Genomic DNA, 23,173 nt, shown 5'->3' on the forward strand with positions numbered 1-23,173 from the left:
CTGAAGCCATTACAGCTCGAATGGTAAGGGCCAAGAGGTAATCCAACTGCGCCAAGCGTAGGGACTTATTCGACAGTCACACTTTTTGCTAAATTTCTTGGTTTATCCACATCGGTTTCGCGAGCGCATGCCGTGTGATAAGCCAGCAATTGCAGTGGCACCACATGCAAAATGGGCGATAAATCCCCGTAGTATTCAGGCAAACGAATTACAGCAATGCCATCGCTACTGACGATTTCAGTATCTTGGTCTGCAAATACGTACAAACGACCGCCACGGGCCTTCACTTCTTGCATATTGGATTTGAGTTTTTCAAGCAGCGCATCGTTTGGAGCCACCGTCACCACAGGCATTTTTTCTGTGACCAATGCCAATGGGCCATGCTTTAACTCACCAGCAGGGTAGGCTTCTGCATGAATATAAGAAATCTCTTTGAGCTTTAAGGCACCTTCAAGGGCAATCGGATAATGCAGACCCCGGCCCAAGAAAAGGGCATTTTCACATTGCGCAAATGCTGCACTCCAAGCGATGATTTGCGGCTCTAGGGCCAACACGGCAATCAAGGCCTTGGGTAAGTGCCGTAATGCCTTTAGTGCGTCCTTTTCTTCTGCATCACTAATCCGACCCTGGCGCTTGGCAATCGACATGGTCAATAGGTAGAGTGCAAGCAATTGGGTAGTAAACGCTTTGGTTGAGGCAACCCCAATTTCAGTTCCTGCTTTGGTTAGAAAGCGCCAATTCGTTTCACGAATCATCGCACTGCTTGCCACATTGCATATTGCCAAGGTCATCGTATGGCCGAGTTCTTTGGCATGGCGCAGCGCGGCTAAGGTATCCGCCGTCTCGCCCGATTGCGATACCACCACAATCAGTGTCTTGGGATTGGGCACGGAAGTGCGATAACGGTATTCGCTGGCAATTTCCACCTGCGTCGGCATTCCTGCAATCGATTCAAGCCAATACTTCGCAACGCAAGCCGAGTAGTAGCTGGTGCCGCACGCCAAAATCAAAACCTGATCAAACTCCCGCCATGCCTGTGGATCCGCATTAAAAAGATCAGGCCCAAAATGCGTGATGTTGGCAAGCGTATTGGCAATTGCTGTGGGCTGCTCAAAAATTTCTTTTTGCATGTAATGCTGATATGGGCCCAAATCAACGGAGTCAGCCTGTGCTGGCATGGGTTTTTGCGCGCGCTGAACGAATTGACCATTGCCATCGGTAATACTGACCTGGTCGGCTTTTAAAACTGCAACATCCCCTTCTTCTAAATACAGCATGGTCTTTGCATGGCCTGCCAGCGCTAAGGCATCGGATGCAATAAAGTTTTCATGGTCACCAAAGGCAACAACCAGTGGAGAACCAACACGCGCGCCAATTAAAGTATCAGGGCAATCTTGCGCAATGACGCCAATGGCATAGGCACCATGCAGACGCGGCAATACCGCACGCACAGCCAGCGCAATGTTGCGACTGGGTTGCGCAATATAGGTTTGATGAATTAAATGAGCTATCACTTCAGTGTCGGTCTCCGACTCAAATACATAGCCTGCAGTAATTAGCTCGGTGCGCAGTACATCGTAGTTTTCAATGATTCCGTTGTGCACCACTGCAATTAACTGATTGGATATGTGGGGATGGGCATTGTGGGTGTCGGGCTTGCCGTGGGTTGCCCAGCGGGTATGGGCTATACCCAATGTGCCCTGAAACTGATTGCCTTGCTCAGCCAACTCAGAAACCCGTGCGGTTGTCCGCGCCCGCTCAATCGGGTGCTTTGCATTTGCCGCATCAATCACAGCAAATCCACAGGAGTCATAGCCACGGTACTCGAGACGACGCAATCCTTCAATTAGGATAGGAACGATATTCTTGCGTGATGCCGCGCCAACAATGCCACACATTATTTTTTGGCCTTTGCCGTTTTTTTGGCGGCTATTTTTTTGGTAGCCGTTTTTTTGCTGGCCACTGTCTTTTCTTGCTTCACCGGGCGCTGCCACTGGATCGATAATTGCTTGGCGCGCGATACCGTTAACTGATTAGCAGGCGCGTCTTTGGTCAAGGTTGTACCTGCACCTAAAGTTGCTCCACGCCCAACTCGTACCGGGGCAACAAGCTGTGTATCGGAGCCAATAAAGACATCGTCCTCAATAATGGTTTGGTGTTTATTAACGCCATCGTAGTTGCAGGTAATGGTGCCCGCACCGATATTAACGCGTGCACCCACAATCGAATCACCAACATACGCCAAATGATTTGCTTTGCTATTGGAATCAATCTTGCTGTTCTTAACTTCAACAAAATTGCCAATGTGCACGTCATTCGCTAAATCAGCGCCAGGACGTAAGCGAGCATAGGGCCCAATAATCGAATTGACTCCAACCACGGCGCCGTCTAAATGGCTAAATGCCTGGATCGTAACCTGCTTGCCAATTGTGCTATTACGGACGATGCAATAGGGGCCGACGCGTGTGCCGGAGTCCAGACTGACATTGCCCTCAAAAACACATCCCACATCGATGACCACATCCGAACCGCAGCTTAACTTACCGCGCACATCGATCCGTGCTGGATCAAGCAGAGTGACGCCTGTCTCCATTAATTGCATCGCAATCACATGCTGATGGGTGCGCTCTAACGCTGCCAATTGATCGCGGCTATTCACACCAACGGTCTCCCACTCAAAGTCTACTTGAGCTGTGCGAATGGGAACATTGTCTCGCGCAGCCATTGCAATCACATCCGTTAAGTAATACTCGCCTTGTGCATTGCTCGCCCGCAATGATTTCAGCCATTTCTTCAAGCGACCACTTGGCAACACCATGATGCCGGTATTAATTTCAGAAATATTCTTTTGTTGGCGATCCGCATCCTTTTCCTCAACGATACCCGTGACAGCACCTTCAGTGTCACGCAGGATACGGCCATACCCTGTTGGGTTATCCATTTGCTGCGTCAGTAAAGCAAGGGCGGAATCACTTCCGCGCTTACCGTCGGCTAACTTTACTAAACGCATCAAGGTTTTTTTGGAAATTAAGGGAACATCGCCATAAAGCACCAAGGTGGGCTCATCTAAATCGAGCTTAGGCAGCGCTTGCAACAGCGCATGGCCGGTGCCTTTTTGCTCCTTTTGCATCACCGTCACTGCGTTAGCAAGCCCTGGATGGTCTTTTAGAATCTGCTCTAAGTAAGCAGTGATGGCACTTGCGCCATGGCCAATCACAACGATTGGTTTTGTTTTAGCCTTACCGACGAGCTGATTGGCAGTGACGAGAACATGCTCTAGTAAGGGTTTACCGGCCAAAGTTTGCAAGACCTTCGGCAAAGCCGATTTCATCCGCTTTCCCTGCCCTGCAGCCAGTATGACAATATTCATGCGATTAATTATAAACGCCGCGTATCAGGGTTCCGCAGGCTAATTCATCGAGTTCAGCCTCATCAATTCCACGATCGCCCGAGGATCTAGCCCCTAAATTACCAAGGGCTCCACCAATACTGCCATCGACCTCTAAATTGGTGAAATCAAATGCCTCGCGGTCCATTAAATGGGACGGCACGATGTGGTGCATCGCCCGAAAGAGGTTTTCTACTCGGCCTGGGTGTTTCTTTTCCCAGTCGCGGAGCATTTGCTTCATCGCACCGCGCTGCAGATTAGGCTGGCTGCCACACAAATCGCATGGAATGATAGGGAACTGCATATCTTCAGCGTACCGCTCGAGTAGTTTTTCTGGAACATAAGCGAGCGGCCGAATCACGATGTGCTTTCCGTCGTCGGATCGCAGCTTGGGCGGCATGCCCTTCAATTTGCCGGCATAAAATAGATTGAGCAATAGGGTTTCGAGAATATCGTCGCGGTGATGGCCAAGGGCAATCTTCGTTGCGCCCAATTCATCGGCAACCCGGTACAAAATGCCGCGACGTAAACGGGAGCATAAACCGCAGGTTGTCTTACCCTCCGGGATCACGCGCTTCACAATACTGTAGGTGTCTTGCTCTTCAATGTGAAAGGGCACACCTAAGTTAGTTAAATAATTTGGTAGTGTTTCTGCTGGAAAATTTGGTTGCTTCTGATCTAAATTCACCGCAACGATTTCAAACTGAATTGGCGCCCGCTCGCGCAGCTTGAGCAGAATATCGAGCATGGCGTAGCTGTCTTTACCGCCAGAGACACAGACCATGACTTTGTCACCATCCTCGATCATGCCAAAATCACCAATCGCCTGACCAACTAAGCGAGACAGTTTTTTCTCGAGTTTGTTTTCTTCAAACGCTACTTTGCGAGGATCGTTCACTGGCTTACCTTACCGTAACGAATCTTTGATGCGAAACACCTCAACGCCCACCGAGTGACAGTCGGAATAGACGTCTGGCTTTGCAGTGGAAACGCGGGCCGCTTTCACATTGGGGTGAGCCAGCATGGCAGCAACAATGTCGTCGCAGAGCGTTTCTTGTAAATGAATATGGCCTTTCTGGGCTCGGGTCCGAATGGTCTCGCGCATGAAGTCGTAATCGAGCACTTCATCCAAGGTATCTTTTGTTGGTGTGTTGAGCGTAAACGGAATGTACAGATCAATATTTAGAATGACGCGTTGCTCTGCTTTTTTCTCAAAGTCATGCACACCGATATTGATGTAAATCTCATAATCCCGCAGAAACAAACGGCGGCAATCGAGTAAGGAGGGGTGCTGCATCGCATCTAGCATTCTGTAAAGCCTATTTAGTTTTAAACATAACATCGCGTGATGATGGCATTAAATGCTGGCCTCCATCGACGTAAATCGTTGTACCCGTAATCGCATTTGACTCTGCAATAAAAACAGCCGTCTTTGCAATATCGATTGGAGTGGATGAGCGCTTTAATGGCGTCATTGTATGGGCAGCTTTAAAGCCCTCCTCAGACTGCGGCCCCGATGGCAAGGAAATGCCGGGCGCCAATCCAACAACACGCAGATGGGGGGCAAAATCCATCGCCATCATCTGGCTCGCACATTCCAGCGCGCTCTTCGATACGGTGTATGAAAAATAATCGGGATTGAGATTAATGAGCTTCTGATCGAGCAGCTGGATCACTGCCGGAATATCACCACCAGACGTAGAATCGACTGCCTTGGATTTTTGCTGTCCGTAGAGCAACTGCGCCAAGAGGACTGGCGCCAAGACATTCACTTGCATCATCTTCTGAAAAAAGGCCGCGTTAATCAGCTGTGGCTCTGCACTAGCTCGGTCGTACTCAAACTGTGAGGCGCTATTGACGATGCAATCCAGCGCGCCCATATTGGTTGTAACGGCATAAAATAGGGTAGTAATTTCTGACTCGCTGGCTAAATCGGTCTGAAATGCCATTGCCCTTGAGCCTAATTTCTGAATCGCAGCAACCGTTTCATCGGCTTCTGCTTTTGACTTCCCATAATGAACGGCCACATCCCAGCCTTGTTCTGCAAAATGAATAGCAATAGCCTGCCCCACGCGCTTTGCAGCGCCGGTGACCAAAACGCATTTTTTGGCCTTGGGTGAGGTGGAAGAGCTTGAATTCACGTTTTTCTCTTAGACTAGCGAGTTATGGATATTACCTTGACCGACACCGAAAAAGCGCATAGCGCGCGCTTAAGCGCGGAAATTGCCCTGGAAGTTGCATCGCATGGGGGTTACTTGCCCTTTTCGCGCTACATGGAGATGGCTTTATACCAAGCTAGTAGCGGCTACTATAGCGCCGGTGCGCATAAACTGGGGAGTGGCGGGGACTTCACTACCGCCCCAGAGATTAGCCCTTTTTTTGGCATGGCCCTGACCAACGCCATCCTGCCGGTCTTAGAGACCTACCGCTCTCAAGGCAAACCCACCCGCATTCTTGAGTTTGGTGCTGGAACCGGTAAGTTAGCTGCGTCCATCCTTGGTCGCCTAAGGGAGCTCGATTTTCCCTTAGATCACTATGGCATTCTCGAAATCGCCCCCGATTTAGCGCAGCGTCAGCGTACCTTGTTAGAAGAATCAAAAAACGAACTGCAGTATTCAACCGCAATCGAGTGGCTCAGCACGCTGCCAAGCCAGTTTGAGGGGGTCATCATTGCAAATGAAGTGCTCGATGCGATGCCGTGTGAACGCATTGTTTACCAAAATGGAGAATGGCACCAGCAAGGGGTAGTCATTCAGAATGGCTCCCTTGCTTTAGAGAGCGGACCAGTTGTCGATCGGCAACTATTACCAGACTATCTTCTGACCCACTCCTTTTCAGAAGGCTACACCACCGAAATCAATCCACAAAGTGAAGCATGGATGACGGCTGTAACTCAGGCGCTAACGAGCGGTCTTTTTATTACGCTGGATTATGGATTTCCGGCGAGCGAGTTTTTTCACCCACAGCGTGAGCAAGGGACATTGATGGCTCACCATCGCCACCATACCATTACAGATCCACTCTATCTGCCGGGCCTGTGCGATCTAACAAGCCATGTGGAGTGGTCATCCATTTCGAGCGCATCCCTTACTGGTGGAGCGGACGAAATCTATTTCAATAACCAAGGCAACTTCTTATTAGAAGCAGGTATTGGTGATTTGGTTTTGGAGAAAATGGATCCGGCTAACGCGACTGCTTTTTTACCGGTCTCCAATGCCTTACAAAAATTGTTATCAGAAGCCGAGATGGGAGAGCTTTTTAAGGTCTTTGCATTCAAAAAGAATCTGCCCGGACTCTCACTAGACATGCTTCCAGGCTTAGGCGGCCGTAACCGACTCCACAGCCTGTAATCGCGCAGCATCGATTGCGGAGCGAATGCATTCGCCCTGCTGTTGCTCTGCTGCCGAAAGACGCTGAATAATAGCCTGACTATCGATGGCCAAAGCTGCTACTAGGCCAGCGCTGATCCGCCGTACCTGAAAACCCAAAACACTGGCCAGCGCGATTAGTTTTTCTGCGCGCTCGGGCTTACGCCACGCATCGGCTCGGTTAAACCAGGCCAAAATGTCACCTGCGCTATAGCCTTGCTTTGTCACGCGTTTTTTTAGCGCTGAGAATAGTTCTGCAAAATCCCGGGTACCATGTGGCATGCGGGTTGTTTCGGACCATTGCCGAATAGCGTCTTTACTGAGATCAGCCAATAGCACTGCACAAACGGAATCAACGTCTGCTGCTTTGTTTGCTGCTAACAAATCAAGGTCACTGGCCAATTGTTTTTTGAGTTGCGGATTCCTGCAAATTGCAATCAATTGCTGGGGTAGGAATTGATCTGCAGCGCCAGTCTCCAAAAGAACTTCAAGCATGCGCAGCGGATCAGCTGAACGCATACCGCGATCAAGCTCTTGCCATACGCGCTCAAGGGATAGCGCCGACAACTCACCCGACTGCACAATGGCGCGCAGCGCCTCTTGTGTTTCAGCTGCAATCGTAAAGTTTGGAAAGCGCGCAGCAAACCGAGCAATGCGCAATAAACGCAAAGGGTCTTCTGCAAATGCGGCGGAAACATGCCGAAATACTTTTGCTTGAATGTCGTTTTGCCCGCCATACGGATCAATGATGGGACCGACTCGCGCGCCAGTGTCATCGACGCGCTGGGCCATGGCATTGATGGTGAGGTCGCGCCGTTGTAAATCCTGTTCTAAGGTGACCGATGGGTCGGCATAAAAATGAAATCCCTGGTAACCGATGCCTGTCTTTCGTTCGGTCCGAGCTAAAGCGTATTCGGCATGGGTTTGGGGATGTAAAAAGACTGGAAAGTCTTTACCAACCGGCTGGTAACCCAGCGCAATCATTTCCTCTGCACTACTTCCAACTACGACGTAATCAATATCGTTCACCGGGATACCCATTACCGCATCCCGTATTGCTCCGCCAACGGCGTATATGTTCAAGCCAACAGACTCCGAATGGATTGACGCGATATGCCGAAGGTGGTGATCAGATCATCTGCTGCTGTCGGCGGCAATACATTGGGTAACTGCATGGATGCAATGTTGTCACGCGACATCAAGGTGGGCACCGGCAGGAATTCAAACATCAATGCTTGTAGGTAACCGACGACGGCCGGCATTGGAATAACCCGCGTCGTGGTTTGCGCCTTTAAGGCCGCAAAACGTACCAGCTCTGCCATGCTGAGCACTTCAGGCCCAACCAAAGAATAGGTTTGGTGGATGGTTTGCTTCATCGTGATGGAGGCAACAAAGGCAGCAGCCACATCATTGACGCTCACTGGCTGAAAGAGCGCCTGCGAATTTGCCAAGGGAATGACTGGGAAAACTTTTGCTAGGTTAGCAAACAGATTAATGAATTGATCCTCTTGCCCAAAAATGACGGAAGGTCTAAAGATAGTCCAATCCAATCCGCTGGCCCGGACTGCAGCTTCACCATCGCCTTTGCTCCGTTGGTACATCGATGGGCCATGTGAGTCCGCGCCCAATGCGCTCATATGCAAATAGCGCTTGATGCCATTGGCTTTCATTGCAGCTATACAACTCTTTGGGAGCAACACATGGGCGCGCTCAAATACTTTGCCATACGGTGTGGCTGGACGATCATGCAAAACACCAACTAAGTTAATCACGGTACCGCTTGGCTTAACCTGGCTACATAAGTCATTTAAGGTGGTCTGATCATTGACGTCGGCTTGAATCAGATGAACGCTGGGCAGCAAACGAAAATCCCGCGCCGCCGCCAAATGGCGCGTTGGCAATAAAACCGAATAGCCCTCGCGTTGCAGTCTGCGCAACAGCACACTGCCCACAAATCCATTACCACCAATGACTAGGACATCGTATTTCATGGCAACTCACTTTGAATTGCAGCCTTGGGGGTAATAGTTCCAAGGCGCTGTTTTAAAGAAATAGTTTGGCCAGACATCACGCCTGAGTAATAGCTGGCATTGGACATTACATTTTTTACGTAGACTCTTGTTTCATGAAAGGGTATTGTCTCTGCAAAAATTGCGCCCTCAACGGGAGCATTTAAGCGCTCGCGCCATAACTTAGAACGGGACGGGCCGGCATTGTAGGCTGCCGATGCCAATACCCACGATCCATCTAAATCCGTCAACACCATATTGAGGTAATTACTTCCCAAAGTTAAATTGGTGTTCGTGTCTTTTAACTTTTCTTGCGTATATGAGGTCATGCCAATTTTCTTGGCAACGTATTTAGCTGTATTCGGCATGACTTGCATTAAACCCGAGGCACCTACGGAAGAAGTGGCATTCATAATGAAGCGCGACTCCTGCCGAATTAATCCATAAGCCCACGCTAAATTGAGATCAATTTGGCGGGCAATGGGAGTTAGCTCATCGCGGTAGGGGGTTGGAAAGCGCAAGGTGAAGTCATGCTCCATCTTAGTTCGATCTGCCGTATTGACGGTCCGATCATAGAGCTGGATGCGTTTGGCGTATTCGGCAGCAGCTAAGAGCTCTTTATCGCTCATGCCGCGCAACTCCCAATTCCATTCGCGATTGCCCTCAAAGCGTAAATTCATGGCATAGAAACGCTCACCACGAATAAAGCCTTTGCGCTCTGCCATGGGCTTGATCTCTTGATCGGTTACCCGAACTCGCGTTGGAATTTGGGTTTTCTTGCCAAGCTCTTCGCGCGCCAATTGCCCATAAAAATTAAATTGGTCATGAATAAGCTCATACTGCTCTTTGCCCTTGGCAGCTTGCCCAGTAGCCTCGAGTGCGCGCCCATACCAATACGTCCAGGCAGGATCTTTTGACCGCACTGCAGGATTCATGGTTTCAATCGCATCCCGTACCAAGGGCCAATCCTGGGCACGCAGTGCTGCTCGCACTTTCCACTCTTGGCTCTCGGTCGAGAGCAGTTCACTAAAACCTAGGTCGTGCTGCATCCGGAAAACATCATCTGCCCTGAGGTCTTGGCGCTTGGCCAAAAACTGGCCAATGACACCCCACCCTGCTGCTTGGTTTTCTTTGCTGTAACGTGCAGCACTTTGCGAAAAATCGCGATAGGCTTTTACTGGGTCTGCTCGTGCTGCCTTCACAATCTCGCCAATCGGATCTTCTCCCGCCATTTTGCGGCCCATGGTCTCAAGTCCCATTTCGGCAGCACTACGGCCATAAGCCTTTGCTTCGGCTGGCGTAATGGCTCCGGCATTCAATAACAAGGGCACCAACTCCTGACAACCTTGACCATAAAACTTAGGATCTAACATGACGAGTCGTGCGTCGTGCGCGGTCTTTGCTGCAATTTCACCCTGGGCCAAACGGGATTGCAGGGCGTAGCATTTCACTGAAGTGTCATCGTCTAATACAAATTTTGGGTATTCCGCATCAAACGCACGCCAGTCTTTGCGCTTTCCCAGTACCAGCAACCAGTCATTGCGCATACGGTCCGCTAAGGCAGTCCCCTCATGCTTACTCAAAAATCCCAACACCTGGCTGTCCGCGTTTGTCTCGGCGCGCGCCATACCGCCCGCATCAAAGAGTTGAGGCTTAATCTTGAAGTACTCGACGTAATCGCCCATGGTGTAATTGGGCAAAATAGCAGCAAGCTGCTGAGCACGCGGAGCATCGTTTTTACGGGCAGCCTCCCGCAACTCAATGAATGTTCTGTCTGCCTCAGTCAACTCCAGTGGAGCATTGGCTGGTTTCGTCGGTTTTTTAGCCTGCACACTCTGCTGAGCAATGAAAAGCCCGCAACAGATCAAAATGGCTGTTAGCATCCACCTGAGGGAGGGGATGAGGGGCAGTGCTGCAAAAAGTCGATCAGTGCAAATAAATGGCTTCATCCCTATAGTCTAACTTTTATTTGTTTTTTCATTCATAGCACGCTTGCTTGATACTATTTCGTATGCCGAACCCTGATTTAAAAACCCTTCGAAATCGACTGTTACTTGAACGTACTGCGTACGCGCAAGACCCCAACACCTCTTCTACAAGCCAAGCAGTGGTGGCAGCGTTAAACCACGCACTCACAACAGAACTGCAGTCGCTGGGATCGATTGCACTCTATTGGCCAATTCAGCAAGAAATTGATTTACGCCCATGCTTAATCAGCTGGGTCAAAGCAAAGCACGGCAGGCAGTTAGCCTTACCTGTTATGCGCGCTGACATGCAACTGGATTTTTATTCCTGGCAGGATGGAGATGCATTGATACGCCAGCAACACGGGATTTCAGAACCTAATCCAAATGACCCCAAGATTAAGTCCATAGAGCCCGATTGCATTTTGATCCCCTGCGTGGGTTGGTCTTGGGCTAGCATTACCCACAGAGATTCCCTGCAAATGCACTATTGGCGACTGGGCTATGGTGGCGGCTATTTTGACCGCACACTAGCTCGCGTACGCGTTACAAAGCCAAACATAGCCTGTATTGGGGTTGGGTATGACTGGCAGCAATTAAACCCAAATCAGTGGCAAGCAGAGGCCCATGATGAGCCGCTCGATGCCATGCTGACCGAATCTGGATTGCGCTTTAAGGGCGACTAGTTTGAGCCTAGGTTGAGGTTCTCGGCAATCGCCAATACCGCGTCGGCTTGGTTCAGCGAGTAAAAATGTAAACCGGGTGCGCCCGTAACCAGTAACTGATCACACAAATCGGTTACGACGTCCTCACCAAACGATTTGATGGATGCCGTATCGTCGCCAAAGGACTGCAAGCGTAAGCGAATCCACCGAGGCACTTCCGCGCCACACGCATCCGAAAAGCGTAATAACTGACTGCAATTGGTAATCGGCATAATCCCCGCAATAATCGGCTGGGTAACGCCTAAGTCATAGGCGTCCTCTACAAATCGAAAGTAGGCGTCAGAGTTAAAGAAGTATTGGGTAACCGCTGAATTAGCACCGGCCTTCATTTTCTCTACAAAAAACTGCAGATCCGTCGCAGGCGACTTTGCCTGTGGATGAGTCTCTGGGTAAGCCGCGACATCGATATGGAACCAATCGCCAGTCTCTGCCCGAATGAACTCAACCAATTGATTGGCATGCGAGAACTCACCATACTGCCCCATGCCGGATGGCAAGTCGCCCCGCAAGGCAACGATGCGGCGAATCCCTAATTCACGATACTGATTAAGCATCACGCGCACACTGTCGCGCGAACTGCCAACGCAGGATAAATGGGGCGCCACAGACTCACCCGCTGCATGAATCTCACTAACTACCTGCAAAGTACCAGACTGGGTTGAGCCACCAGCACCAAATGTAACGGAATAGAACGCCGGCTTTAGCGATTCACTAAAGCGCTCACGCACCAGACGGAGTTTGTTTTCTCCCTCCGGTGTTTTTGGTGGAAAAAATTCGACGCTCAATTCCATTGCATTTGACCTATCTAGTACTGCTGCGATTAATAACGGTAGTGCTCTGGCTTATACGGGCCTTGCTTTGTCACTCCAATGTAGCTGGCCTGTTGATCGCTCAACTCGGTCAGTTGCGCATTCAGTTTCTTCAGCTGCAAGCGCGCTACTTTTTCATCTAAGTGTTTTGGCAAGGTATAAACGCCGACGGGGTATTTCTTCGTGCCGACTGCGCCCCACAACTCAATTTGCGCAATCACTTGGTTCGCAAAAGAAGAACTCATCACATAAGATGGGTGACCAGTACCGCAACCCAAGTTAACCAAACGGCCTTTAGCCAAAATGATGATGCGCTTTTCAGGCATGCCATTCATGGCAGGGAAAATGACGTGATCGACTTGGGGTTTAATTTCTTCCCAGCGGTATTTTTCAATGCCCGCAATATCAATCTCATTATCAAAGTGGCCGATGTTACAAACAATGGCCTGGTCTTTCATGCGCGCCATGTGGTCATGCGTGATCACATGGTAATTGCCGGTTGCCGATACAAAGATATCGGCTTTGTCTGCTGCGTAGTCCATCGTCACAACGCGATAGCCTTCCATTGCTGCCTGCAATGCGCAGATTGGATCGACTTCCGTTACCCAAACCTGAGCGGACAGGGCGCGCAAGGCTTGTGCTGAACCCTTACCAACGTCACCATAACCAGCAACCACGGCAACTTTTCCAGCAATCATCACATCGGTAGCACGCTTAATCGCGTCAACCAACGACTCGCGGCAGCCATACAAATTATCAAACTTGCTCTTGGTAACCGAATCGTTCACGTTAATTGCAGGGAAAGCCAATTCGCCTTTAGCAAACATTTGATACAGGCGATGCACGCCGGTTGTTGTCTCTTCCGTAACGCCTTCAACCTTGGCTAAGCGAGTCGAGTACCAGGTTGGATCAATCGCTAGCTTGCTCTTAATGGTCGAAAACAAAATGGTTTCTTCTTCGCTACTGGGGTTACTCAAGACTGCTTGGTCTTTTTCTGCCTTTGTGCCCAAGTGCAGCAGTAATGTTGCATCACCGCCGTCATCCAAAATCATATTGGTAAAGCCACCATCTGCCCACTCAAAAATGCGGTGGGTGTAATCCCAATACTGCTCTAAGGTCTCGCCCTTAATCGCGAATACGGGAGTGCCATTCGCAGCAATCGCTGCGGCGGCATGGTCTTGCGTTGAAAAAATATTGCACGACGCCCACTGCACTTTCGCGCCCAATGCTTCAAGCGTCTCAATCAGCACTGCGGTTTGAATGGTCATGTGCAGTGAACCCGTAATGCGGGCGCCGCGCAGAGGCTGGGTTGCCGCGAACTCATCGCGAATCGCAACCAGTCCTGGCATTTCAGTTTCGGCAATGGCAATTTCTTTACGGCCAAAATCAGCCAAGGTGATGTCGGCGATTGCGCAATGTTTTGCTACAAAATCATTTAAGTTGAAATCAGATGCGGTATTCATTCATGCTCCAGCTAAGGACGGATCAATGCTGGGGCAAGAAAACTCGCCAACCATTGAGCCATGGGTTAGCGAGCGCAGTTGCAAAAAGCAAATTCCTGTTCGGATCTTGCCCCCTCAAGCCTGGGGAATCATTGGTTCGCAATGTTCCTTGCAACGCTCCTTGAGAGTATGGCGAAATTGTAATCAATTTCGCCAAATACAGCTTAACAACGACTACCTAGGGGGTAGAAAGCCTTTACAGGCCTGCTGCTGCACGTAAGGCTGGCGCCTTATCGCACTGCTCCCAGGTAAATTCTGGCTCTTCACGACCAAAGTGACCATACGCTGCGGTTTTACGGTAAATCGGGCGCAGTAAGTCAAGCATCTTGACAATGCCCTTCGGACGCAGGTCAAAGTGCTCTGCAACTAAAGCGGCAATCTTTTCGTCGGCAATCTTGCCGGTACCAAAGGTGCTGACCATGACGGATGTTGGCTTTGCTACACCAATCGCATAGGAGATCTGAATCAAGCAACGCGTTGCTAACCCAGCTGCAACCACGTTCTTCGCTACGTAGCGACCGGCATAGGCTGCAGAGCGGTCTACCTTCGATGGATCCTTGCCCGAGAATGCGCCGCCGCCGTGGGGCGCTGCACCGCCGTAGGTATCCACAATAATTTTGCGTCCGGTTAATCCGCAATCGCCCTGCGGTCCACCAATCACAAAGCGACCGGTGGGGTTTACCAAATACTTAATGTCGCCCTTGATGAGATGGGCTGGCAAAACAGGCTTAATGATTTCTTCAATCACTGCTTCGCGTAATTTCTCGAGGGAAATATCTTCATCGTGCTGTGTTGACAACACCACGGTGTCGATTGAGTCAGGCTTACCGTTTACATAACGCAGAGTGACTTGGGACTTTGCATCCGGACGCAACCACGTTAAGCGGCCGTCGCGGCGCAGCTGAGACTGGCGCTCAACCAAACGGTGCGATAGGTGAATCGGCAAAGGCATGAGCTCTGCCGTTTCATCGCAGGCATAACCAAACATCAAGCCTTGATCACCCGCGCCCTGATCTAAACCGTCGTCATGCGCCTTGTCTACGCCCTGTGCAATGTCTGGACTTTGCTTGTCGTAGGCCACCAAGACTGCGCAGCCCTTGTAGTCAATACCGTAAGCAGTGTTGTCATAGCCGATTTCACGCAAGGTATTGCGTGCGACTTGGATGTAATCCACGTTCGCGTGGGTTGTAATCTCACCCGCAAGAACAACCAAGCCCGTGTTGCAAAGTGTTTCTGCTGCAACTCGAGCCTTGGGATCTTGGGCCAAAATGGCGTCCAAAATCGCATCGGAGATTTGGTCTGCAACTTTATCGGGGTGACCTTCGGAAACTGATTCTGAGGTGAAGAAATAATCATTTGCCATTGCGTTTTCCTTTAAAAATTAACACGATCAGTAGGACAACTCGACGTGCCAGGAACCTCAACGGCGACGCTTTAGCAGAATTTTTAATCGCCCCGCAAGTTGTCTTAACTCGGCGATGGAAGGATTCTATCCGAACTTCGTGAATTGGGCAAAATTCACAATTAGCCTAATCCCTTAAGGGATTGAATATGATGATGGGGTGCGTACCCTACTATTTAAGCTCATGCTCCACACCATTGCAGCGATGCCGCTTGGCTTTGCACAGGCTATTGGGGGTGGGCTCGGTTTGCTGGCATTTATTGGGTCTCGGCACTATCGCAGCCTTTTTAAGCAGCATTACCTTTCTGCTGCGACGCAAAATCACTTCCCGGCTCGCATTTGGTCGGCAGCCTGCGCCTCCGGAATGCTGTTTTCAGATAGCCTATGGATTTGGCGCAATCCCAGCAAAGCCCTGTCGTTTACTGAAATTAACAACTGGGAGGTAGTAGAGGGGGCCATCAATGAGGGGCATGGTTTAGTTATGCTCACGCCCCACTTAGGGGGCTTTGAAATTATTCCTCGCGTACTCGCACAGCATTTTCCAGCCACCATCTTGTATCGGCCGGCCCGACAAGATTGGCTTAATGCCGTCATCGAAGACGGCAGAGCCTATCCTAATATGCATTTTGTACCGACGAATCTGCATGGTGTACGTCAAATGACCCGCGCACTTACGCGAGGTGAGGCCATTGGCATTCTTCCGGATCAAGTACCCAGCGGTGGCGATGGCATTTGGGCTCCCTTTTTTGGTCGTCCAGCCTATACAACTACCCTGCCTGCACGCCTTGCCAATAGGCACCATACGCCTGTAGTGATGTTTACTGCCAAACGCAAAGGGCTTGGCCAAGGCTGGCTCATGCAAGCAACCCGCCTTAATGCATTTTCGGAAGATCCGGGTACATCTTGTAGCGAGCTGAACACAGCTATCGAGGCAGCAATCTTGATTGCACCAGAGCAGTTTATATGGGCCTACAACCGCTTTAAACACCCGCTTGGGGCAGAGCCACCACCACAATAAATTCAATTTAAGATGACCTGGTTCCAAACCATCTTTAATTTTTTAGCACTCAGCCTCTTGCGCTTGTTTGCCTTTTTGCCATACGCCATCATTGTTCCGATTGGCTATGGCTTGGGCTGGTTGGCGGCACACATCCCAAATGAGCGTGCGCACGTCGTCAAAACGAATCTACGACTTTGCTTTCCGTCTTTATCCGCATCTGAAATCGACGCCCTTGCATTAGAGCATTGGAAGCTATTTGGCCGCAGCGTCATTGAGCGTAGCCGGATCTGGCTCGGCACTGGCGCGCAAATTCAGGCAATGGTCGAAATTGAATCCGCAATCCCGCTCGGCGATCGTAAGCCAAGGCTGTTAATCAATCCGCATTTCGTTGGTTTAGAGGGTGGCTTCATGGCCCTCTCCGTCATGGCAAAAGAGCGGGGCTGGATGGGCGGTGCAGGGCTTTACCAAAAGATGAAGAACCCGTTTTTCAATCAAAAGATGATTGAGTGGCGCAATCGGTTTGGTGGCAAGTCGATTGAGCGGCAAAGTCGTCTGCGCGATCTGATTCGAGAAATTCAAACTGGGAATTTCATCTTTATTGCACCAGACATTGATCTGGGACCACGCGATTCGGTGTTTGTTCCTTTTTTTGGCATTCAGACCAGTACTATTACGTCGGTATCGCGCCTGGCCCAATTGAGTGGCGCAGAGGTCTGCTTGATGACGACCACCTTAAATGCGAATCGCAGCGGCTATGTTTGCCGCATTAGTGCGCCCCTGGAAAACTTCCCAAGCGACGATCCCAGCAACGATGCCGCTCATCTCAACCAATGCATCGAAGCGCTTGTTCGCGAAAGGCCTGCAGAGTACTATTGGGTACATAAACGCTTTAAGCATCGCCCGCCCGGCGAAGCCAGCTTGTATTAATTGACTATCCAGAACGGAACACTGCTTGAGTACTGACTTGAAACGCACACTGCGCTTTACCAAAATGCATGGGGCAGGCAATGACTTTATTGTGCTCAATGGCATCGATCAGGATTTGAGCGTCATTACTAAAGAGCAATGGCGTCAGCTAGCCCATCGCCAATTTGGCATTGGGGCAGATCAAATTTTGTTGATTGAAAAAGCAACTAGGTCTGATGCTGACTTTCGGTATCGCATCTTTAATTCGGATGGCGGCGAAGTCGAGCAATGCGGTAATGGTTCGCGCTGCTTTGTACGCTATGTATTGGATAAAAAACTATCCAGCAAAAATCCATTGCGGGTGGAAGTTGCACATACGGTCTTGACACTCCAGGCGCTGCCGGATGGTCAAGTACAGGTTGACATGGGTGCGCCCATCTTTGAACACGAACGCATTCCATTTCGAGCTGAAAATGTAGCGAGCAAAATCGAGTTTCATGAAACCCTCTATGCCCTACCCATTGGTTCAAATCCAGGCGGGCATGATGACTGGATTGGCGTGCTGTCGATGGGTAACCCCCATGCTATTCAAGTTGTCATTGATGTGGATAGCGCGCCCGTTGCCCATGAGGGGCCCCGCATTGAAAGTCACCCTGCTTTTCCAAAGCGCGTGAATGCCGGCTTCATGCAAGTACTGAATCGCAATGCCATCAAGCTGCGTGTATATGAACGTGGCGCAGGAGAAACCTTGGCATGCGGTACTGGCGCTTGCGCCGCAGTGGTGTCGGGTATTCGTAGAGGCCTACTTGACTCTCCGGTACGCGTTCAGACGCGCGGGGGAGAGCTAAGCATAGCGTGGCCCGGAGTTCGCGACGGCATCGCGCAATCGGTCATCATGACCGGGCCAGCCACCACCGTCTTTGAAGGCGAATTTACCCTGCCTTAATCCCGTATTGCTTACGGTAGGCCGTTACTGCTGGAAGGTATTGCTGCAAAGCGGGGTCTTTGGAGGCGTCGAGGTAATCCATCACATTGCTTAAGCTGGCAATCGCAATCACTGGGATGTCAAACTCCTGCTCAACACTCTGAACGGCAGAGTGGCTACCAATGTCGACTGCATTGCCTGAGCGCTCCATTCGGTCCAGAGCAATCAAAACAGCCGCGGGCTCTGCGCCGGCAGCCCGAATCAATTCGACTGACTCTCGCACGGATGTGCCTGCTGAAATCACATCATCAATAATGACTACCCTGCCCTTAACCGGCGCGCCGACTAAAGTGCCGCCCTCGCCATGGTCTTTTGCCTCTTTGCGGTTATAAGCAAACGGGACATTTTTATTTTGATGGGCTAAGGCAATTGCGGTTGCTGCAGCCAAGGTGATGCCTTTATAAGCAGGGCCATAAAGCATGTCGAATGCAACACCGGACTCGAGTAGTGCATTGGCGTAATACTTGCCCAAGGACCCGAGTAAAGCCCCGTCACTAAAACCGCCCGCGTTAAAAAAATAAGGGGATTGACGACCGGCTTTGGTTTTAAACTCACCAAACGATAAAACGTGCGCCTCTAGGGCAAAGCGGATAAAGTCGAATTGATTTACATTTTTAGAGTTCATAGGCCTCCATGTTACGCATCATTTCAGCGAACCTCAACGGTATCCGTTCTGCAGCCAAAAAAGGCTTTATTCCATGGGCGCTCCAGCAAAAAGCGGACTTTATTTGCATGCAAGAACTCAAGGCCCAAGAGACGGACCTGAATGAGACTATGATGCGCCCGGACGGATTACTTGGGTTTTTCCACTGCGCCGAAAAAAAAGGCTATAGCGGCTGCGGCATCTATACCCCGCACCAACCGGATGACATCATTTACGGTTTTGGTAACCCCGAGTTTGATGCCGAGGGACGTTACGTTGAGGCCCGTTTTAAGACCCTCTCGGTTATCTCGGTTTACATGCCCTCCGGCTCCAGCTCGCCTGAGCGCCAGGAAGCCAAGTTTCGTTACCTCGAGGCATTCATGCCCCACCTAATTGCACTCAAGCGCAGTGGCCGTGAAATCGTCCTATGCGGGGATGTCAATATCGCGCACCACGAAGTCGATTTAAAGAATTGGAAAGGCAATCTAAAGAATTCCGGATTTTTACCAGAAGAGCGCGCTTGGTTAACGCGCCTCTTTGGCGAAATTGGGTATGTCGACGTTTATCGTAAGCTCGAACCCGATACGACCGATGCCTGCTACACCTGGTGGAGTCAACGGGGTCAAGCCTACGCCAAGAATGTCGGCTGGCGCATTGATTACCAGATCGCGACTGCGCAGATTGCGGCCTCAGCTAAAACGACCTCCATCTATAAACAAGAGCGCTTCTCTGATCACGCACCCTTAATCGTGGACTATGGCTGGTCGATTTAGTCGACTGCGATTGTGGCCGACTCCGGTTTTTTCAATTGCACTAGGTTGAAATGAATCACCAGCCAGATTAGTAAAAGCACTGGCACGCCAATAATGGCGGTGCTAATAAAAAAGACCGGGTATCCAAAGGCATCCACAAATACCCCAGAAAATCCGGCTAACCACTTCGGCGCCAAGAGCATCATGGAGCTGAACAAGGCATATTGGGTCGCCGAATACTGAATGTTCGTTAATGAAGATAAAAAGGCAATAAAGGCTGCAGTTGCAATTCCGGAGCTGAGGTTGTCTGCAGAAATAACCCAAACCAATCCGGTCAAATCATGGCCTTGGGTTGCAAGCCAAGCAAATAGCAGATTGCTGACAGCAGATAAGACTGCCCCAAAAAATAAAATGCGCATCACCCCAAACCGCAGAGCCAACACGCCGCCAATAAAGGCACCGAGCAAGGTCATGATCACGCCAAACACTTTGCTCACTGCGGCCACTTCATCTTTGGTGTAACCCATATCGACATAAAATGGGTTTGCCATAATGCCCATCACAATGTCGCTAATCCGATAGATTGCGATTAGCCCCAAAATGGCAATCGCATGCCAACCGTAGCGAGTAATGAATTCAGAAAAAGGCTCAATGAGTGTTTGATGCAGCCATGCTTTTGCATTGCGAGCCTTAGCCAACTCAATGCGTGCGGGCTCCTTACTCAAGAGGGTTGTAATGACACCAACGGCAATCGAACAGGCCATGACTACATAAGCAAATTGCCACGCACTCGCATCGTAGCCCGCCCCTGTCTCAACTCGAGCTGCCAACCACAGCACCCCTGCGCCAGACCAAATCAAGGCAAGGCGATATCCCGTTTGATACGTTGCGGCTAATGCGGCTTGTCGATCACTGTCGGCGGACTCAATCCGGAATGCATCTAGCGCAATGTCTTGTGTCGCTGAGCCAAACGCCACCAGCAATGCAAACCACACCATTGGGGTAATCGCAACCTTAGGGTCTAGGCTGGCCATGCCCAATAAGCCAAGAACAATAATGGCTTGGGCACAAATCAACCAACTGCGACGACGCCCCAGCAATCGACCTAAAAACGGAATGGGTAGCCGATCCACTAAAGGCGCCCACAACCACTTGCCTGCGTAAATGAGACCAATCCAGGTGAGGTAACCAATGGTGCTGCGATCAATGCCGGCCTCCCGCAACCAAAAACTCAGGGTACCCAGAATGAGAAGAAGCGGCAGTCCTGCAGAAAAACCCAAGAACAACATCCGCAGGCAAGGCCATTCCAGGTAAACCCGAAAATCAGTTGCCCATGAACGGATTGAATTAAGTGCCACGAATACGATAAATAGCTAAGCTGCCCAGTAGATTAGCGGCCCAGGTAATTGGGCGGCCTTCGTGCAAAACAACGCGATCCAAGATATCTAATCCCAATCGGTGTGCCAGCCCTTCAAAATCAGCAATGGTTAAAACGCGCACATTAGGCGTATCAAACCAAGCATACGGTAACGACTTGGATACGGGCATGTGGCCCATTGCAACGGCAAGGCGATGTGACCAGTGACCAAAATTCGGGAAGGAGATGACGCACTCTTTTCCAACGCGAACAATTTCAGAAAGAATTTTCTCGGTCTGGTGAATCGTTTGTACGGTTTGCGACAACACAACCGTGTCAAAGCTTTTATCTTCAAAGAGGGCAAGGCCTCCTTCTAGATCCTGCTGAATCACATTGAGGCCTTTTTGTACGCAGGCCAATACCCTCTGATCATCAATCTCAACGCCGTAGGCATGCACTGGCTTTTGGGTTTGCAAAAAGGCCAGAAAGCTGCCGTCCCCACAACCCAAGTCCAGCACTTGGCTTTGCGGCGCAACCCAATTGGCAATCGCGGCAAAATCAGCGCGCATCATGGCAATACCTCAGCAATTTTTTTGAAATAAGCACGCACTAAATTATGGTACCGGGCATCATCCAACAAAAATGCATCGTGCCCATGTGGCGCATCAATCTCGGCATAGGATACCTCGCGCTTATTGCTGAGAAGGGCCTCAACAATTTCCCTGCTGCGATTGGGCGGAAAGCGCCAATCGGTTGAAAAACTAATAATCAAAAACTGAGCCTGCACTTCAGCCAGGGCACGACTCAAACTACCGCCATAGCGCCGAGCAGGATCAAAATAATCGAGAGCGCGCGTGATGAGAAGATAGGTGTTGGCATCAAAGTAGCTCGAAAACTTATCGCCTTGATACCGCAAGTAGCTCTCAACCTCAAACTCCACATCAAAACTAAAGCGGTACTCATCGGGCGCGCCGGCAGGGCGTTGCAACTCCCGTCCAAACTTTTCAGCCATGTCATCGTCTGACAGATACGTAATGTGGCCAACCATACGGGCCAAGCGCAAACCACTTTTGGGCACCACGCCATGGGCGTAGTAGTTACCGCCATGAAAGTCGGGGTCCGACAAAATGGCATTGCGGGCCACTTCATTAAACGCAATATTTTGGGCGCTCAACTTGGGTGTCGATGCAATCACGATGCAGTGCGCTAGGCGCTTGGGAAACTGAATCGCCCATGCCATTGCCTGCATACCACCCAAGCTGCCGCCCATGACAGCAGCAAAGCGGCGAATGCCTAATTTATCCGCCAGCCTGGCTTGGGTATTGACCCAATCCTCCACCGTCACTACCGGGAAATCTGCCCCATAGGGCTTATTGGTTTCGGGGTTCACGCTCATGGGTCCTGTAGAGCCGAAGCAGGAGCCCAAATTGTTAACGCCAATCACAAAAAAACGATTGGTGTCGATTGGCTTTCCTGGCCCAATCATGTTGTCCCACCAGCCGATGTCCGATGGATTCTCTGGGTCAGGTCCAGCTACGTGATGCGATGCATTGAGGGCATGGCAAATCAAAATGGCATTGCTCTTATCACTATTGAGCTTGCCGTAGGTTTCAATAACTAGGTTGTAATTACTGAGAACCGCTCCACTTTGTAAGGGTAGGGATTCTGCAAAATGGATAGTATTTCGTGAGAGATGGAGATCACTCATTCTGCAAGCAAGATATGAAGGCTAATCTCGGACGCCTCAGTCGGCAGCTTTTTAAAACCGCTTCGCGCAAAACGATGCCAGCGACCCAACACAAAGCTCATTAATAGAGCGGCACGTATTGCAACGTCGTCTTGGCTTGCGTTTCCAGGGGCGCCGCTTTGCGACTGGCCTATGCGCAAGGATTGCCTTAGGGATGCCTCAACTCGGTCTAATACTTGGGAGATGCGATCCTGCAGGCGATCATCTTCTTGGAGCAAGGCATCGCCTAGCAGCACCCGGGTCATTCCCGGGTTTTTTTCTGCAAACACCAAGAGCATTTGCAAAATGCCACGGGTCTGGGCCAAGCCCGACTCTTCTTTTTGATTGATCTGATTAATTAAACCAAAGACGGTCTGCTCGATAAAAGCGATGAGGCCCTCAAACATCTGCGCCTTGCTTGCAAAGTGGCGATACAGCGCAGCCTCAGAGACATCAATTTTTGCCGCCAATGCAGCAGTGGTTACACGCTCACCCCGCGGGTTTTGCAGCATCTCTGCCAGCACTTGCAAAATTTGCAAACGACGCTCGCCCGGACGCGGACGCTTGCGCATCTTTTCTTCTGCTGGCGCTTCTGCGCTCATATCGTCGTTGGGTGGTTTTGTGCTCATGACTATTT

At 50.4% G+C, this 23,173-nt stretch carries 22 protein-coding genes and 1 riboswitch; of the genes, 6 read left to right on the forward strand and 16 right to left on the reverse strand.

The annotated features are described in order from the left end of the window. Positions 1–65 precede the first annotated feature (65 nt). From glmS to AOC34_RS09750, 5 genes are read right to left on the reverse strand one after another with little or no spacing between them, the layout of a single operon-like run. The gene (gene glmS / locus AOC34_RS09730; protein WP_108469869.1) at positions 66–1,898 is read right to left on the reverse strand and encodes a glutamine--fructose-6-phosphate transaminase (isomerizing); all 1,833 of its coding nucleotides are present in this window, start codon (positions 1,896–1,898) and stop codon (positions 66–68) included. Then, the gene (gene glmU, locus AOC34_RS09735; RefSeq protein ID WP_108469870.1) at positions 1,898–3,370 is read right to left on the reverse strand and encodes a bifunctional UDP-N-acetylglucosamine diphosphorylase/glucosamine-1-phosphate N-acetyltransferase GlmU; all 1,473 of its coding nucleotides are present in this window, start codon (positions 3,368–3,370) and stop codon (positions 1,898–1,900) included. Before glmU ends, glmS begins: the two co-directional genes overlap by 1 nt. 4 nt (positions 3,371–3,374) lie before the next feature. Beyond that, positions 3,375–4,286 carry a tRNA 2-thiocytidine(32) synthetase TtcA gene (gene ttcA / locus AOC34_RS09740; protein ID WP_108469871.1) on the reverse strand — a complete coding sequence of 304 codons (912 nt, stop codon included), beginning with the start codon at positions 4,284–4,286 and terminating at the stop codon, positions 3,375–3,377. 9 nt (positions 4,287–4,295) lie between these two features. After that, complete coding sequence (locus AOC34_RS09745) at positions 4,296–4,697, reverse strand: dihydroneopterin aldolase (protein ID WP_108469872.1); 402 nt, start codon at positions 4,695–4,697, stop codon at positions 4,296–4,298. Positions 4,698–4,707: 10 nt separating this feature from the next. Then, positions 4,708–5,529: an SDR family oxidoreductase gene (locus AOC34_RS09750; protein ID WP_108469873.1), complete on the reverse strand. Its 822-nt coding sequence runs from the start codon at positions 5,527–5,529 to the stop codon at positions 4,708–4,710. Between the two features lie 24 nt (positions 5,530–5,553). Between AOC34_RS09750 and AOC34_RS09755 the strand changes: the two genes are divergently transcribed. Then, positions 5,554–6,738 carry a class I SAM-dependent methyltransferase gene (locus tag AOC34_RS09755; protein WP_108469874.1) on the forward strand — a complete coding sequence of 395 codons (1,185 nt, stop codon included), beginning with the start codon at positions 5,554–5,556 and terminating at the stop codon, positions 6,736–6,738. Here AOC34_RS09755 and AOC34_RS09760 read toward each other — a convergent pair. Genes AOC34_RS09760 through AOC34_RS09770 form a run of 3 tightly spaced genes read right to left on the reverse strand, consistent with a single transcriptional unit; the run spans position 6,706 to position 10,648 of the window. Further along, entirely contained in the window at positions 6,706–7,839 is a 1,134-nt protein-coding gene (locus AOC34_RS09760; protein ID WP_108469875.1) for a polynucleotide adenylyltransferase, read from the reverse strand. The genes AOC34_RS09755 and AOC34_RS09760 overlap by 33 nt on opposite strands. Beyond that, entirely contained in the window at positions 7,836–8,747 is a 912-nt protein-coding gene (locus AOC34_RS09765; protein WP_108469876.1) for a complex I NDUFA9 subunit family protein, read from the reverse strand. The genes AOC34_RS09760 and AOC34_RS09765 overlap by 4 nt, the downstream gene beginning before the upstream one ends. Further along, on the reverse strand, positions 8,744–10,648 hold the full coding sequence (locus AOC34_RS09770; RefSeq protein WP_108470162.1) for a lytic transglycosylase domain-containing protein: 1,905 nt from the start codon (positions 10,646–10,648) through the stop codon (positions 8,744–8,746). Before AOC34_RS09770 ends, AOC34_RS09765 begins: the two co-directional genes overlap by 4 nt. A 128-nt stretch (positions 10,649–10,776) precedes the next feature. On the opposite strand from AOC34_RS09770, the gene AOC34_RS09775 reads away from it, so the two are divergent. Next, entirely contained in the window at positions 10,777–11,415 is a 639-nt protein-coding gene (locus tag AOC34_RS09775; protein ID WP_108469877.1) for a 5-formyltetrahydrofolate cyclo-ligase, read from the forward strand. Here the strand turns inward: AOC34_RS09775 and metF are convergent. The 3 genes from metF to metK form a co-directional block, all read right to left on the reverse strand. Further along, positions 11,412–12,245: a methylenetetrahydrofolate reductase [NAD(P)H] gene (metF, locus tag AOC34_RS09780; RefSeq protein ID WP_108469878.1), complete on the reverse strand. Its 834-nt coding sequence runs from the start codon at positions 12,243–12,245 to the stop codon at positions 11,412–11,414. The genes AOC34_RS09775 and metF overlap by 4 nt on opposite strands. Positions 12,246–12,274: 29 nt before the next feature. Beyond that, positions 12,275–13,726, reverse strand: a complete 1,452-nt coding sequence (gene ahcY / locus AOC34_RS09785) for an adenosylhomocysteinase (protein WP_108469879.1) — start codon at positions 13,724–13,726, stop codon at positions 12,275–12,277. Between the two features lie 63 nt (positions 13,727–13,789). Then, a riboswitch (S-adenosyl-L-homocysteine riboswitch) is annotated at positions 13,790–13,894 on the reverse strand. 67 nt (positions 13,895–13,961) lie between these two features. Further along, on the reverse strand, positions 13,962–15,128 hold the full coding sequence (metK, locus tag AOC34_RS09790) for a methionine adenosyltransferase (RefSeq protein ID WP_108469880.1): 1,167 nt from the start codon (positions 15,126–15,128) through the stop codon (positions 13,962–13,964). A gap of 199 nt (positions 15,129–15,327) precedes the next feature. On the opposite strand from metK, the gene AOC34_RS09795 reads away from it, so the two are divergent. The 3 genes from AOC34_RS09795 to dapF all read left to right on the forward strand — a co-directional run bounded on the left by AOC34_RS09795 (position 15,328) and on the right by dapF (position 18,019). Further along, the gene (locus tag AOC34_RS09795; protein ID WP_108469881.1) at positions 15,328–16,185 is read left to right on the forward strand and encodes a lysophospholipid acyltransferase family protein; all 858 of its coding nucleotides are present in this window, start codon (positions 15,328–15,330) and stop codon (positions 16,183–16,185) included. 12 nt (positions 16,186–16,197) lie between these two features. Further along, positions 16,198–17,094 carry an LpxL/LpxP family acyltransferase gene (locus AOC34_RS09800; protein WP_108469882.1) on the forward strand — a complete coding sequence of 299 codons (897 nt, stop codon included), beginning with the start codon at positions 16,198–16,200 and terminating at the stop codon, positions 17,092–17,094. Between the two features lie 64 nt (positions 17,095–17,158). Then, positions 17,159–18,019 (forward strand): diaminopimelate epimerase, encoded by an 861-nt coding sequence (dapF, locus tag AOC34_RS09805; protein ID WP_108470163.1) that lies wholly within the window; start codon positions 17,159–17,161, stop codon positions 18,017–18,019. Here the strand turns inward: dapF and pyrE are convergent. Further along, positions 18,006–18,683: an orotate phosphoribosyltransferase gene (pyrE, locus tag AOC34_RS09810; RefSeq protein WP_108469883.1), complete on the reverse strand. Its 678-nt coding sequence runs from the start codon at positions 18,681–18,683 to the stop codon at positions 18,006–18,008. The genes dapF and pyrE overlap by 14 nt on opposite strands. 8 nt (positions 18,684–18,691) lie before the next feature. Between pyrE and AOC34_RS09815 the strand changes: the two genes are divergently transcribed. Next, a complete protein-coding gene (locus AOC34_RS09815; protein WP_108469884.1) occupies positions 18,692–19,474 on the forward strand; it encodes an exodeoxyribonuclease III in 783 nt (260 codons plus the stop codon). On the opposite strand, the gene AOC34_RS09820 is transcribed toward AOC34_RS09815, so the two are convergent. The 4 genes from AOC34_RS09820 to slmA are packed head-to-tail and all read right to left on the reverse strand — an operon-like array spanning position 19,471 to position 23,165. Further along, complete coding sequence (locus tag AOC34_RS09820) at positions 19,471–20,820, reverse strand: AmpG family muropeptide MFS transporter (protein ID WP_407675578.1); 1,350 nt, start codon at positions 20,818–20,820, stop codon at positions 19,471–19,473. The genes AOC34_RS09815 and AOC34_RS09820 overlap by 4 nt on opposite strands. Continuing rightward, positions 20,801–21,382, reverse strand: coding sequence for a methionine biosynthesis protein MetW (gene metW / locus AOC34_RS09825; RefSeq protein WP_108469886.1), 582 nt, complete (start codon positions 21,380–21,382; stop codon positions 20,801–20,803). Before metW ends, AOC34_RS09820 begins: the two co-directional genes overlap by 20 nt. Next, complete coding sequence (gene metX, locus AOC34_RS09830) at positions 21,379–22,518, reverse strand: homoserine O-succinyltransferase MetX (RefSeq protein WP_108469887.1); 1,140 nt, start codon at positions 22,516–22,518, stop codon at positions 21,379–21,381. Before metX ends, metW begins: the two co-directional genes overlap by 4 nt. Beyond that, positions 22,515–23,165 (reverse strand): nucleoid occlusion factor SlmA, encoded by a 651-nt coding sequence (slmA, locus tag AOC34_RS09835; protein WP_108469888.1) that lies wholly within the window; start codon positions 23,163–23,165, stop codon positions 22,515–22,517. Before slmA ends, metX begins: the two co-directional genes overlap by 4 nt. Between the last annotated feature and the right edge of the window lie 8 nt (positions 23,166–23,173).

It is taken from the genome of Polynucleobacter difficilis, from assembly GCF_003065365.1.
Classification (GTDB): domain Bacteria; phylum Pseudomonadota; class Gammaproteobacteria; order Burkholderiales; family Burkholderiaceae; genus Polynucleobacter; species Polynucleobacter difficilis.

What these genes read in the sequence shown, in the direction of transcription:
- glmS (WP_108469869.1), bottom strand. Translation starts at nt 1,898, where the DNA reads ATGTGTGGCATTGTTGGCGCGGCATCACGCAAGAATATCGTTCCTATC.
- metW (WP_108469886.1), bottom strand. Translation starts at nt 21,382, where the DNA reads ATGATGCGCGCTGATTTTGCCGCGATTGCCAATTGGGTTGCGCCGCAA.
- AOC34_RS09815 (WP_108469884.1), top strand. Translation starts at nt 18,692, where the DNA reads ATGTTACGCATCATTTCAGCGAACCTCAACGGTATCCGTTCTGCAGCC.
- AOC34_RS09800 (WP_108469882.1), top strand. Translation starts at nt 16,198, where the DNA reads ATGACCTGGTTCCAAACCATCTTTAATTTTTTAGCACTCAGCCTCTTG.
- metK (WP_108469880.1), bottom strand. Translation starts at nt 15,128, where the DNA reads ATGGCAAATGATTATTTCTTCACCTCAGAATCAGTTTCCGAAGGTCAC.
- slmA (WP_108469888.1), bottom strand. Translation starts at nt 23,165, where the DNA reads ATGAGCACAAAACCACCCAACGACGATATGAGCGCAGAAGCGCCAGCA.
- metF (WP_108469878.1), bottom strand. Translation starts at nt 12,245, where the DNA reads ATGGAATTGAGCGTCGAATTTTTTCCACCAAAAACACCGGAGGGAGAA.
- AOC34_RS09770 (WP_108470162.1), bottom strand. Translation starts at nt 10,648, where the DNA reads ATGCTAACAGCCATTTTGATCTGTTGCGGGCTTTTCATTGCTCAGCAG.
- metX (WP_108469887.1), bottom strand. Translation starts at nt 22,518, where the DNA reads ATGAGTGATCTCCATCTCTCACGAAATACTATCCATTTTGCAGAATCC.
- AOC34_RS09765 (WP_108469876.1), bottom strand. Translation starts at nt 8,747, where the DNA reads ATGAAATACGATGTCCTAGTCATTGGTGGTAATGGATTTGTGGGCAGT.
- AOC34_RS09755 (WP_108469874.1), top strand. Translation starts at nt 5,554, where the DNA reads ATGGATATTACCTTGACCGACACCGAAAAAGCGCATAGCGCGCGCTTA.
- glmU (WP_108469870.1), bottom strand. Translation starts at nt 3,370, where the DNA reads ATGAATATTGTCATACTGGCTGCAGGGCAGGGAAAGCGGATGAAATCG.
- AOC34_RS09745 (WP_108469872.1), bottom strand. Translation starts at nt 4,697, where the DNA reads ATGCTAGATGCGATGCAGCACCCCTCCTTACTCGATTGCCGCCGTTTG.
- ahcY (WP_108469879.1), bottom strand. Translation starts at nt 13,726, where the DNA reads ATGAATACCGCATCTGATTTCAACTTAAATGATTTTGTAGCAAAACAT.
- pyrE (WP_108469883.1), bottom strand. Translation starts at nt 18,683, where the DNA reads ATGAACTCTAAAAATGTAAATCAATTCGACTTTATCCGCTTTGCCCTA.
- dapF (WP_108470163.1), top strand. Translation starts at nt 17,159, where the DNA reads ATGCATGGGGCAGGCAATGACTTTATTGTGCTCAATGGCATCGATCAG.
- AOC34_RS09775 (WP_108469877.1), top strand. Translation starts at nt 10,777, where the DNA reads ATGCCGAACCCTGATTTAAAAACCCTTCGAAATCGACTGTTACTTGAA.